Source organism: Gorillibacterium terrae (genome assembly GCF_051594785.1).
GTDB lineage: Bacteria > Bacillota > Bacilli > Paenibacillales > NBRC-103111 > Gorillibacterium.
Map to the genome: position 1 here is coordinate 36,969 of NZ_JBPPGI010000001.1, position 12,573 is coordinate 49,541.

Here is a 12,573-nt window from a genome sequence, read left to right on the forward strand (position 1 = left end):
CGGTGCGCCTGTGCTGCGCAGGTGTACAGACAGGACGATACTCGCAGCGGACGTTTCAATTGAACAACAAGCGATGAATCGTCATGTGCTCCTGACCCGACCGGAAGCTGCCGGGGGTGCAACCGGTCATTTGGCGGAAGGCCCTGATAAAGTAACTGCCGCTCGAATAGCCGACGCGCTCCGCGATCTGATCGAGGCTCTCATCCGTTTGCCGAAGCAGCCGCATCGCCTGTTCGATGCGGATTCGGCTCCGATATTCTCCGGGCGGTACGCCGACCGCCGCCGTGAACATACGGATGAGATGGTATTTCGAAACCTGATGCAGCTCCGCGAGCTGGTCCAGACTGAGCATCTGATCGTAGTGCGCTTCTAGGTGCTCGGCGACTTGACGGACCTTGACCGGCCATTCCCGCCGGTCATCCGGGGGAAGCGAGGCAAATCGGCAGAGCTCGGTGACAAATTGGTACACCATCGAAGAGGCTGTATAAGCATCCGCGATTCGGCCGGCGCAGGCCTCGTCGAATATGGCCTGCAGCATGCGGATCGGCTTGCTTGTCTCCGGAAGGAACGGGGCCGGTCCCAGTCGCCGCTTGGCTTCATGCCAGTTGGGCGCAATCAGCGCCGGCAGAATCTGAATAAACAGAAAGGTCCAGGACTCCCCGTCCTGCGGGAAGGAATAGACGAAATCGCCGGGAACCTCCACCATGATGGCGCGTCCCGGTCCGATTCGGTAGGTTTCTCCCGCCGTTTCCAGGACGCCTTCGCCTGCGAGGGTATACTGGAAGATCATCTGCGGCCCATCCGTGCGCAGCGAGCTGTCCCATCGGTAAGAAGGGTCGCAGACGACGTCATGTCCGACCGCGTAGAGGTTGCATAGGGCCAGGTGGTCGGCGGGCGTATACCGAAACCCGAAGGTTTCATGAACGGAATCGCTGCCCATTACCGGCACCTCCGCTTCCTTGGATGCTTCATGCCTTTAAATGCCGGACAGCTTGAAGAGAGACGCGCCATGCGGCTCCAGAGACCCCAATAATGCAGGCTCGGCGAGCTCCAAGTCCAGGCGGGCCCACACATCCCTGCAGCGGCTTCCGTCCGGGAGGCCCAGTTCGTTAAGCGGAATGGAGAGAAGGAGCGGGCTGTCACCGAGGTTGAACAAGGCGACATAGCGTTCACCGCCCTCACCGTCGGCGATCCAAACGGCATGGTCGGCCTCCCGCCGGAACAGCCGGGCGTCTTTGCCGGATTTGTGCATCTGCAGCACCTCGGGATTGGTCAGGAGCGACAGCGTCCAGTTGTCGTTGTCCCGAAGCTCTCCGCCGAACATGAGCGGGGAGCGGAAGATCGACCACAGGGTCATCATCGTCACCTGTTCGCTGCGCGTAAACCGCGTCCACCGATCGGAGCCGTTGCCATCGACGGAGCGAATCCCGATATGGCCGAGCGGAAGCATGTCGCAATCCGGCCAGGCTCCGGGCTTCGGCCGACCCTGCCATTGCTCGCACCGGTCGAACATGTCCAGCAGGAGCGGCCATAGATCCCAGAAATCATCGGTTATCCGCCACATGTTGGCGTTTTCTTCGAACAGCCGGGCGTGCTGGAGCGCAGCGGGACCGGGGGAGAGGCTCAGGACCATCGGCCGCCCGGACCGGTCGATCGCCTGCCGGATCATTTGGATTTCATCCAAGTGAGGCGGATACAGCCGGGAAGCGGCGATATCGTCCACCTTGACGAAGTCCACACCCCATTCGGCATACAGCTCGAACAAGGAATCGTAATACGCTTGCGCGCCTTCTCTGGACGGGTCGATGCCGTACATGTCGGTGTTCCAGGGGCAGATGGAGTTCGGATGGGCGATATCCCGGGCCGTCGCCTGCGTCCCTTTAATCGGCGTGTTGCCGTGGACGGCCTGCCGCGGAATCCCCCGCATAAGGTGAATGCCGAATTTCAGGCCGAGTTCATGCACATGATCCGCGAGAGGCTTAAAGCCCTTGCCGTCCGCCGCCGAGGGGAAGCGGTTGACTGCGGGAATGAGCCGGGAATAATCGTCCATCTCCAATTGGACGAACGGCCGGTATTGGGACGAAATGGCGCCGGGCTCGTACCATTGAATATCGACGACCACGTACTCCCATCCGAATTCTTTTAAATGCCGGGCCATGTATTCGGCATTGCCGCGAACTTCTTCCTCCGTTACGGCGGCTCCGTAGCAGTCCCAGCTGTTCCAGCCCATGGGGGGCGTCGGGGCAAACTGATGATGATTCATAGGTCCTCCTCGAGCAATGTGGTAAAAGATTCAATGTGGTAAAAGATTGATTCTATCGTAACCCGGAAGAACTCCGGTTGCCAGCGTAAATTGTTGTCCCGAATTGTACGATATTGCTCATCTAACCTCATGAAAAAAACCGGCAAACCCCGCTTCAGTTCAGCGGAATTTGCCGGGGCACTTGATTGGACATGGCGATCGGAAAATCCTTGGAATGGATCGAAGCGCCGGCTTCGGAATAGATATCTTCGTCGAACCCGACCTTCTCCAGCTTCAATTCGGCTCCCGCGGTGAGGCTCAGCTTCGGCTCGTTGTCGGTCGGGAACCAAATGGCCCCGCGGTCGCCGGCGGTCCCGTTGTTGCGGGCGATGATGTCGCGGACAGCCGCTTGAATCTCGCCGGAAGAACCCAGGTAGGTGTCGTAGAGCAGGTCGCCGTTCCGTTCGGCGGTGAAGGCGAAATAAGGGTCCTTTACCACCTTGAGGTAGTCGTACTCCTTACGGAAGAGGTAACGTGGGTAAACCAAGGCGATCACCTCCGACGATACGCCGAGCTCGCGAAGCGCATCCTCCAGCGTGGGCGGGTCGGGCGGGCTTGGTGCCGGCCCGGCCGGCGAGGCGGCCGGGAGTCCGGGGGAGCCGCCGGGAGCCGCGGGCGGGACAGAGGAGCTATGGCTCCGAATCCAATCGTCGATCCACCGGTTCGCTTCGTCCAGAACCCGGTCGAGTTCGCGGGACGCCTCGTCCTGCATGGCTTCTTCATAGCGATCCTTCAGCACTTGAACCGCCGCGAGTGCGGCGCTGTCCGTCACGTTCTGCGATTGGCGGCGGACGATATGGGTGCTGAAAAAATAGAGCATGATCCCGCTCACGAACAGAATCCCCACGAGCGTGAACAGGGTGAGCAGGGTAACGTTGCCTTTGTCGTTGCGCAATGGACGGAACATGGACAGTTCTCCTCGCGGGCGGCAGATTCAGAAGAGCAGGAATTTGACCAACAGGAAGAGGATCGTCAAAAAGGCGATGATCCGGTAGCGGCTCCGTTCCGGCGGCTCCGCCCGTACATAGGCGATCACGAGAGAAGGGAGGCAAATGAGACAGAGCAGGGCATACAGGATGTACGCCGTCTGTTCCGACATCCACTGTTTGTCGGTCGTGAAATAAGAGATGGCGAGAAACCCCGCAACCAGCAGCACGACGCTTCCGTTGCCCAGCCAGTTTTCCGTTCGGTCGCTGAGTCCGTGAATTTTGGCTTCAAGCCGCTTGAGCAGGGGGGTGCCCGCACGGGGCTGCTTCTCCGGATATCCGTTCAAATCGATTTCCTCCTTTGCATGAAGCCGATAGAGACGAAGCCGAGGGTTTAAGCTTTTCGCCCGTTAGGGGGCGAATCTGGGATATAAACTCGACCGCTAAGGGGCCGAAGCCGGCTTGCCGTTGGACTGCGCAGGCGCGGAAGGATCGGAAGCCTTGATCAGCTGCTTGATTCCCTCGTTGGCGGCCTTTTCGATCGTCTTTTGATAATACTTTACCTTCTCTTCCGCTTCCTTGACAATCTGGTTCATTCGCGTGCCGTTGGCTTCGAGCATGGCGATCTGGCCGGCGGTCAGCTTCTCTCCCTTGTCCTTCAGCCGCTGGATGGTCCTCGCGGCAAAAGGACTCTTATACAATCGGTTGAGCGTTCGGTCGGCGATGGCCCGCTTGGTCGCCAAGACCGGCGTGATGCCCGCATCCAGCAGCTCCTGCCACGTGGTGCCTACCCCGGCCTTTTTCCTCGCCTTGTCGACCAGCCGGGAAATAACCGTCCGATCCATCCCTTCCTTGACGCTGGGCTTGACGAAGAAGGTCTTGAGGTAGCCGCCGAGCAGCAATTCGCGGGTCGAGGTGTCCTTGCCCTTCAGCCGGTTGACGGCCAGCGTCTCCACCGCACCCAAGACGAACTCGGAGGTGCGCTTGGCGACCGTGCTGACGAATCGCCCGGCTGCGCCTTTGCTCAGCTTTTCGAAGAAGAAGGTGCTGAGCGCCGACTGGGCCAGCAGCAGCAGACCGTCCTTGGCCGAGGGAATGCCGTTGTTGAGCATATGAATCGACGTGTTGGCGATAAAGTTGAAGGTAAACGACGCCCGGATCGCTTTGTTCCAAAGGTGCTTGGAGACGAAGGCGGCCGGGTTGCGAAACGCGCCGACGAGTCCGTTCTTCAGCCCGCCGAGAAGGCTGCGCCCGCCGCTCAATAGACTGCGGCCGAAGGTTCGCGCCCCGGAGGCGGCGCCTTGAAGCAGCCCGCGGATGCCGCCCGCCCGGAACAAGTTCTGTACGACGCTGAAGCCGGAGCGCAGCGAGCCGAGCCCCGAGCGGAAAAAACCGGCGATCTGGCCAAGCGAACCGATGTTCAGCGTCCGCCCCAGCGTCACGACCGTCAGGGCGGCGAACGCGCTATTGGCGACGCCCTTCCAAAAATCGAAGTCGACGGCGGTCAGCGAATAGTAGATCCCAACCCCGATGGCGGCGACCGCCGCGACGGCGAGAACAATGGGGGAGGCGATCGTCGTGCCCAGGATCAGGCCGACCACGACCACCGCGCCGATGATGATACCGGCCCCGACCAGGCCGACCAAGATACCGCGTCCGATCTTGGGAGCGTACTCCTGGAGCCAGTCGCCGACATGGGTTGCCGCATCGCGGAGCGTATTGACGGTTGAATCGAATGTCTTCTTGCCCCAATCCTTGACCCGATCCCAGAACGATTCCTTGGGCGGAGCCGGCTTGGGAGCGGGAGAGGACGCAGACGGAGAACCGGCGGACGGGTTCGAAGGGTTCAGGCTGCCGGGAGAGCTGGTCGACGGCTGCCAGCTGCCGGGGAAATTCGGATTGGTAATCCCCCCCGGCACAGACAACGGAAGATTCCACGGAGCCTGGGTCCAGACCCAATCCGGGGAGCCGAAGGTCGTTTGGCCGGGATTTGCCGTTCCTCCGCCGGGCGAGTAACTCGGAAAGAGGGGCGAGGTTCCGCTCCCTCCGGTGTAGCCGGGGAGCATGAACGAACCTCCGGCTCCGCCCGTCCCCGGAAGCGATCCGCTCGTTCCGGGAAGCGTGCCGGATTGGCCTCCGGGAGAGGTCGCGTCCGTGCCTTCGCTTCCCGGAACGCCTGGGGTGCCCGGAGCGGAAGGATTCGAGCCGGGATTCGGAGCAGCCGAGCCGGGGGCGCCGCCGCCGGGGGCAGGGCCGACCGGCACATTGGAGCCGGGGATGGCGATCTCGGTGACCGGCTGGCTTCCCGAATTCCCGTTGCGGTCGGGAATCGCGACCGGACCCAGCTTATAGTCAAGCGAGGAGGGCGGCTCCTCGGCCCGAACGGCGGCGGACGGGTACCAGCCCAGAAGAAGGACGGCGGCGGTAAACAGAGCGGCGATTTTCTTCATTGGGTCACCTCACTATCGGTATCGAGGAGCTGCCTATGCGTATTCCAACCGGCCCGGTTACGGCAGATCCCGGTCAGGATGCTCGTCGTAATAGACGATGATCCACTTGGCGGCTTCGGTGCGAAGGACCGGGAGGTCGGCGCCGAGCGCCGGGGTCATTCCGAAGGCTTTTTTGTAATAGCCCAGGAGGATGGCAGCTCCGACCGGCTTGCGCAGCTCTGGAAGGAGTCCGTCCGAATTGCCGTAGAGCTTGATCTGGCCGTCCGAGAGGGCGCTCGAATCGCTTGAATAGTCTTTTCCCGAGTAGTCGGCCCATAGCTGCGCCAGCTCCTGACGCGTCAATCCTTCATCCAGCCGGAGCCCGCCGTCGGAGCCGGCCTTTAGGCGTCCCTTGGCGGCGAGGCCTTCTACGAGGGCATAGTCGGGGTCGGAGGGAGCCAGGTCGGAGAAGGTCGGCGTCGCCGGAGTTGCCGGCTGGATCGCACCCGGCCGGTAATAGGCGGCCCACCGCAGAACATCTCGCTTGGTTACCGGGTCGTAGGGCCGGAACAGGCCGGGCGCGTCTACGTCGACAGCGCCCGACTCCAGCAGGCGGACGAGCGCGGCTTCGTCCCGGGTTCCGCCGATGTCTGTGATCTGCACCGTATTCGTCTCCCCGGCAGGCGCTTCCGGAGAAGGGGAAGGGGCATCGGATTCGGGTTTGCTCTCTTCCTGGGAAGGGTCCGGCTCATCCTCCTCCGGGCGCAGCCGGGTGATCCAGTCCGCCGCCTCGGCCCGGGTTACGGCTTTTTGCGGTTCGATTTTCTTCTCGATGTGAAACAGGTCTTTGATGGTCTGTTCCCGGAAATAGACCGTTACGCCGCTTAGGAAGATGTCGCTGACCTTGTCTCCGTCTTCGTAGAAGGAGATTAAATTGCGGTCGATCTTGCTGAAATTCATATACGGGGCGCTTACCGACTGTTTGCGGATGTACATGCCCCACAAGACGGAGATTTCTTCGCGGGTCAGATCCTTATCCGGACGAAGGGTTTGATCGGGATACCCGGCGACCACGCCCGCTGCTCTCATGCCTTCCACCATCCGGTAGAGCGGATGGTCGCGCGGAACGTCGCGGAACGACGGCGTCTCGGAATCGCGCGGCAGCACGCCCTTGTCGTCCATCTTCATCAGCCACTGCAAAAATTCGCCCCGCTTGATCGGTTGATCGGGATGAAAGGCCCGGTCGGCTCCGAGCTGGACCGCGCCCGTCTTCAGGAAGGCTTCGATCGCCTTCTCGCGGGGGTGTCCGGCAATATCGGCCGCTTGAGCGGCGATGTCGGTCTGGGACGGACGCACCACCTCGACCTTCAGCCGGGGACGCTCCATCCCCGGCGCGGGGGCGGCGGTTGCGTCGGCGCCCGGCGAAGCGGATTCGGCGCCTATTGCCGAAGATGGACGAACGGCGGTCGCGGCCGAAGCCGAGGGAACCGAGTTCGCCTCCGCCTTCGGGCTATCGGAATCCTTGCAGCCGGCGGCCAGCGCAGCCAGCAGGAGAAGTCCGAGCGATACCCGCAATCGATTGGACATGTTTGTCTCTCCTTTTCTCTCTCTTGAGATCTTCTTCCCTGCCTGTCATGGCTTAGGGCTATCGATACGGTTTATGTAGGGAGGCTCGCCTCTGGTCTTCGATGGAAAGGTGAAACGGTAACGAGCAAGGAGGAGCGTTTTCCGTCTGCCGGAGGGAACGCCCTCCTTTTGTGCTTCGTTACGGGTCCTTGCGCAGGGTGACGGACGATGAGACCGGCAATGCCAGACCGTTGGTCTTAAATAAGCTGTTGTTCAAGAGAGGCACTTTCATTTCGACTTTCACGGTAAAATAAGTTCCTCCGTCGGAGGACGTGACCTGCGCGGCCGCTCCGGCGACATTCTTGGCCGCCCGCTCGGCTGCGGAGGAACCGGTGCCGTCCGTGACGACCACGCCGGCCCGGGCGCCTTCCATCGCGGCTGCCTTGACGGTGATGTAGCGATCCGCCGCCAGGGCGACCTGCCAGACGATCACAATCATCAGCAGGAACAGCGGCAGAACGCCGACGAATTCGATGGCCTGCGAGCCTCTGTCGTTGCGGACCAGCCCGGCCAGCGTTCGAATCCCCCTGCGAAGCGGCGGAAAGAGGAGAGGCTTGCCCATCCGGCTCATCAGAAGCTGTCGAGCATTTTGCCCAGCTTGTCGATGATCTTCTTGCCGATCGTCTCGCCGCCGGAATCCTTGACGAATCCCATGATGGCGACCAGCAGAACCACGACCAGCGCGGCGAGACCGACGTATTCGATGGCTTGCGCCCCGCGGTCGTTCTTGACGGCCTTGGTCATGCGGTTGGCCAACGTCAACCCGTACGCGTACAATTTTTTGCCCATTTGCGTTCACCCCCCTTCGCTGAAAACGGCTCATCGGCGGCAATCCGCCTCTATTTGAACAAGCTGAGGTCAATCCCCATCGCTTCGGGATTGTAGATCAGATTCAAGGCCAGCATGCCGAGAATGCAGAGCAGCACGCCGGGGACGATCAGAAACGTGGTGATCAGCGTTACTTTCGGACTGGCCTTGGCGGCCTTTTCCCGAATTCGTCCGATCCGGGCCTCCCGGATGTCCTCCGACATGTTCTTGAAGGTAGCGGCGATGGGCACCCCCAGCTTGCTCCCCTGAATCAGCGAGAGGACCAGCGTCTCCAACTCCTTGCAGTCGTTGCGGGCCATGAGCCGCATGTAGGCGTCCTCGCGAGGGACCCCCATATCCAGCTCCTGCAGATGGCGGGTCATCTCCTCGGCGAGCGGACCGTCCATGCCCTGGACGATCTGCTTGGTGGCGGGATCGAGCGGAGCTCCGGCCTGCAGGGTGACGCTCATCGCGTCCATGAAATCGGGAAGCTGCAGGCCGATGGTCTCTTGCCGCGCCTGTGCCGCGGACCGGATCCACATCGTCGGCGCGAACAGCCCGGCCAGAACGAACAGCAACAGGAAGATGCTGTTGAAGCCGACGAACATCAGCAGGGCCCCGGCGAGCGCACCGGCCAGCACGCAGAGGTAACGCAGGCCGTAGAAGGCGTCGAGGTCAAAGCCATACGGCGTCCCGGCCAGCATGATCTTGCGGCGGATGTCCTCCTCGTTGACGAAGAGCCGGAACCGCCGCCCGACCGGCGCGAACAGGATGGAGCCGCGAACGATCCCTTCCTTCAGCTTCTCTTTGCCCGTGCGCTTGCGTTTTTCCCGCTTCTTGATGAGTCCGAGCTCCTGGCGAAGCCGGATGCGGGAGAGGTTGTAGCGCCAGAAGAAGTACATGGAAGCCGACCACAGCAGGAGGATGAAAGCCATAAAGCCGTTCAGAACGGCACGGTTTTCCCAAAAGGTGTTCATCGCCGTTTCCTCCTCTTAGGCTCTGACGTTGGTAACTTTGCGGATGAGCAGCAATCCGCCTGCGAACAGGCCGACGATCACGCCGGCGAGGATCAGACCCGGCAGCGTGAAGAGCGGTTTGAGAAATCCCTTGAAGACCAGGTTGAACATAATCAGAATTACGGCCGGCATCGCAGTCAGCGTGACGGCGATGAAGCGGGATTCCGCCGTCTGGTTGCGGATCTCCAGGTTGACGCGCTCGCGCTCTTCCAGGGTTCGGGCCAGGTGATCGAGGGCTTCGCTGAGGTTGCCGCCGACCCGCCGCTGGATGAGGATCGTCTGGGTGATGAGGTGCAGGTCCTGGCTGGAGACGCGCTCGTTGAGCCGCTCGATGACGCCTTCCAGGGTCATGCCCATCTTGAGTTCCCCGGTCATGGTCCGAAACAGTGCTCCGGAGGGCGGTGCGATCTCCTTGGCCACCATCTCGATGCTCTGCGGGACGCTGAGACCGGCCCGCAGGCAGCTCGCCATTAGTCGGCATACTTCGGGCAGCTGCTCGTTCACACGGGCGTTCAGCTTGGAACGGCGGGATTTGAGCCACTGCTTGAGGCCGATCGTCATGAGCAGGTAGGCGGCCAGCAGGTCGTACACGAAGCCCAGGCCGAGCAGCACGGACAGCAGCAGGAAGAGCAGCAGTCCGATCCCCGCTTGCAGCCCGAGCCAATAGAGCGGCGGGATGGTGAGGTTGCTGGCCGCGAGCTTCTGCTGAAGCTCCAAGCCGTACTCCGACCGGTTCAGCCGCCGGTTGTAGCGGTTCAGGAGGCCTTTGTCTTCCGCGGCGTCCTTGCGGAAGAGCGGCTTCAGCTTGCGCAGCTGCGCGTTCCGTCTGCGGCGGAAGCTGGCGGCTTCCAGCAGACCGAGCGTGCCGCAGCCGACGGCGATGAACAAGAGGAGGGCAATCTGCATCGTTTGGCTCATGAAGGGTTCCCCCCGGCGGCGAAGAAATCATCGGGCAGCTCGTAGCCGAACAGCTTGAACTTCTCGGCGCATTTCGGAACATAGCCGGTGGTCTCCATGAACCCGTTCACGCGGGCGTCCGCACTCAGGCCGGTCCGGCGGAAGCGGAAGATTTCCTTCAGCTGAAGACCGCTGTCGGACATGACGGCCTCGGCGATCGAGACCACCCGGCGCGAGCCGTCGGTGAGCCGCAGCGTCTGCACCACGAGCTGCACGGCGGCCGCCACGTAAGGGCGGACAACCTCGGAGGTCATCGACGCGTTGTTCATCAGGATCATCGCTTCGAGCCGGGAGAGGGCATCGGCCGGCGTGTTGGCGTGAATCGTCGTCAGCGATCCTTCGTGGCCGGTGTTCATGGCCTGCAGCATATCGAGGGCTTCCCCGCCCCGCACCTCGCCGACGATGATCCGGTTCGGCCGCATGCGCAGGGCGTTCTTGACCAGCTGGCGGATGGTGATCTCGCCGGTTCCTTCCATATTGGCGGGGCGCGCCTCCAGCGAGACGAGGTTCTTGCGGTTCAGCCGAAGCTCCGCCATGTCCTCGATCGTGATGATCCGCTCGCCGATCGGAATGAAGGCGGAGACGACATTGAGCAGGGTCGTCTTGCCGCTGCCGGTGCCGCCCGAGATGATAATGTTGACCAGGCTGCCCACCGCCGCTTCGAGGAACCGAACCATCTTCTCGTTCAGGGTGCCGAAGCGGATCAAATCTTCCGCCCGGTAAGGGTCCTTGCGGAATTTGCGGATCGTCAGCACCGGCCCGTTCAGCGCGACGGGGGGAATGACCGCGTTGACGCGGCTGCCGTCCTCGAGACGCCCGTCGGCGAGCGGGGAACTCTCGTCGATTCGCCGACCGATGGGTGCGACGATCCGATCGATGATGTGCCGGATGTGGTCGTGGTTCTTGAAGGACACGTCGGCCTGGGTGATCATCCCGTTCTTTTCGATGTAAACCTCGTTCGGCCCGTTGACCATGATCTCCGTGATCTGCTCGTCTTTGAGCAGCGGCTCCAGCGGGCCGAAGCCGACCGAGTCGTTCAGAATCATATGGATGAGCGAGGTCTTGTCGCTTTGGGTGATGATGACCTTTTCCTCTTCGAGCATGTCGGTGATGAGCTTCTCGATCGTCTTGCGCTTCTGGTAGACCGGCAGCCGGATCAGCTGATCGAGGTTGGTCTCGCGCAGCAGCCGTTCCTTGTAATGCTCCAGCAGCTCGTCGAGGTAGTGCAGCGGTTCTTTGGCTGCGGCGGTCTCCAGCTCGTCGAGCCGGTTGCTGAGCTTATGAAATATGGGCATCGGGCTCGCCTCCCATCCGGTCGAGCACGGCGGCTGCCAGCAGCTGCAGGTCCTTCGCCGGTCCCTTGATCCGCTTGGCATTGGCGTTGCCGTCCGTGATGAGGGGAAGGCCCAGATTGAAGTAGCGCTGCAGTCGTTTGTAGTCATCGCCGACCTTGCCGATGACGGGAAGCTTGCACATTTTCCCGAGCTCCTCGAGGCTCAGGTCGTGCTTCTTGCTGTATCGGTTGACGATCAGGCCGATGTTCTCTTCCTTCATCAGATGATACCGGTCCAGGAGCTGCAGGATGTTCTGCATCTTCATAATCGCGGGCCGTTCCAGATTGACCACGTAGATGAGGTAATCCGAATTGCTGATCGCGTTGACGGAGATGTCGTTCAGCTCTTTGCTGACATCCAGAACAATCAGGTCGAAGAACTGCCGGCAGGCGGCGAGCAGCAGCTCGATATCCTCTCCGGTAAAAGTCTCGGCTTCCTGGGGATTGCTCGGGGACAGCAGGATGCTGAGGCCCGAATCCTCCATGCGGTACAGCACGTTCCGAATCTGGCTCTCGGTCAGCTCGCGGATGACCGACTTGAGATCGCCCAGGTTGCGGTCGTGGGTGATATTGAACATGCTCTGGATGCCGCCGAACTGCAGGTTGAGGTCGATGAACAGCACCTTCATCGAGCTCTTGAGCGCCAGCGCCTGGGCCAGGTTGGCGCTGATGAAGGTGGTGCCGGAGCCGCCCTTGCCGCTCATCAGCGTCAGAACGGTACCCGCACCGCCGACCGTCGAGGAACGAAGCTTGTCGGCTTTGACCTGCTGGCTCCGCTGAACCTGCTGAGCCCGCTCCAGCACCCGTTCCAGCTCTCCGAGTTCGTCGGGAATGTGCAGCACTTCCATCGCTCCGGCGCGGTACAGATCCCGCACGAGGCGGAAATCCGTCCGGCGGCTGAGGAACACGACCGGGGCGCTCTCATTGACCTTGCGCAGCTGTTGGATCGACTGGATGGCGAAGCCGGATTCCTCCGGTTCGACAAAGAGGATCACGCGCGGCTCCTTGGAATCGATTTGCAGATAGGCTTCCTTCGGCTTCTCTATGGTCTCGGCAAGGGGATAATCCAAAAAGGTCAATTGTTGAACCAGCTGATGCGTCAACCGCTGATCCTCGCAGATGAGCGTGATCTTGATGGTGGCCATTCGCTCGCATTCTCTCCTTTCTGGCGGTCCTG

12 protein-coding genes are annotated in these 12,573 nt (G+C 61.5%); all 12 read right to left on the reverse strand.

Annotated features, from left to right (window positions below; genetic code table 11):
• Positions 1-55: 55 nt before the first annotated feature.
• Entirely contained in the window at positions 56-940 is an 885-nt protein-coding gene (locus tag ACSEXS_RS00140; protein WP_438431158.1) for a helix-turn-helix domain-containing protein, read from the reverse strand.
• A 36-nt stretch (positions 941-976) separates the two neighbouring features.
• Entirely contained in the window at positions 977-2,263 is a 1,287-nt protein-coding gene (locus ACSEXS_RS00145; RefSeq protein WP_438431159.1) for a glycoside hydrolase family 27 protein, read from the reverse strand.
• Positions 2,264-2,417: 154 nt separating this feature from the next.
• Positions 2,418-3,209 carry a Tad domain-containing protein gene (locus ACSEXS_RS00150; RefSeq protein WP_438431160.1) on the reverse strand — a complete coding sequence of 264 codons (792 nt, stop codon included), beginning with the start codon at positions 3,207-3,209 and terminating at the stop codon, positions 2,418-2,420.
• 27 nt (positions 3,210-3,236) lie between these two features.
• Positions 3,237-3,575 carry a hypothetical protein gene (locus ACSEXS_RS00155; RefSeq protein WP_438431161.1) on the reverse strand — a complete coding sequence of 113 codons (339 nt, stop codon included), beginning with the start codon at positions 3,573-3,575 and terminating at the stop codon, positions 3,237-3,239.
• Positions 3,576-3,671: 96 nt separating this feature from the next.
• Positions 3,672-5,678 (reverse strand): hypothetical protein, encoded by a 2,007-nt coding sequence (locus tag ACSEXS_RS00160; RefSeq protein WP_438431162.1) that lies wholly within the window; start codon positions 5,676-5,678, stop codon positions 3,672-3,674.
• 57 nt (positions 5,679-5,735) lie between these two features.
• A complete protein-coding gene (locus ACSEXS_RS00165; RefSeq protein WP_438431163.1) occupies positions 5,736-7,244 on the reverse strand; it encodes an S-layer homology domain-containing protein in 1,509 nt (502 codons plus the stop codon).
• Between the two features lie 178 nt (positions 7,245-7,422).
• On the reverse strand, positions 7,423-7,845 hold the full coding sequence (locus ACSEXS_RS00170; protein WP_438431164.1) for a TadE/TadG family type IV pilus assembly protein: 423 nt from the start codon (positions 7,843-7,845) through the stop codon (positions 7,423-7,425).
• A gap of 8 nt (positions 7,846-7,853) precedes the next feature.
• Positions 7,854-8,072, reverse strand: coding sequence for a hypothetical protein (locus ACSEXS_RS00175; RefSeq protein ID WP_438431165.1), 219 nt, complete (start codon positions 8,070-8,072; stop codon positions 7,854-7,856).
• Between the two features lie 50 nt (positions 8,073-8,122).
• Positions 8,123-9,067, reverse strand: coding sequence for a type II secretion system F family protein (locus tag ACSEXS_RS00180; RefSeq protein WP_438431166.1), 945 nt, complete (start codon positions 9,065-9,067; stop codon positions 8,123-8,125).
• Between the two features lie 15 nt (positions 9,068-9,082).
• On the reverse strand, positions 9,083-10,024 hold the full coding sequence (locus tag ACSEXS_RS00185; protein WP_438431167.1) for a type II secretion system F family protein: 942 nt from the start codon (positions 10,022-10,024) through the stop codon (positions 9,083-9,085).
• Entirely contained in the window at positions 10,021-11,358 is a 1,338-nt protein-coding gene (locus ACSEXS_RS00190; protein ID WP_438431168.1) for a TadA family conjugal transfer-associated ATPase, read from the reverse strand. The genes ACSEXS_RS00185 and ACSEXS_RS00190 overlap by 4 nt, the downstream gene beginning before the upstream one ends.
• Entirely contained in the window at positions 11,342-12,541 is a 1,200-nt protein-coding gene (locus tag ACSEXS_RS00195) for a CpaE/TadZ family protein (protein WP_438431169.1), read from the reverse strand. Before ACSEXS_RS00195 ends, ACSEXS_RS00190 begins: the two co-directional genes overlap by 17 nt.
• Positions 12,542-12,573: the final 32 nt, after the last annotated feature.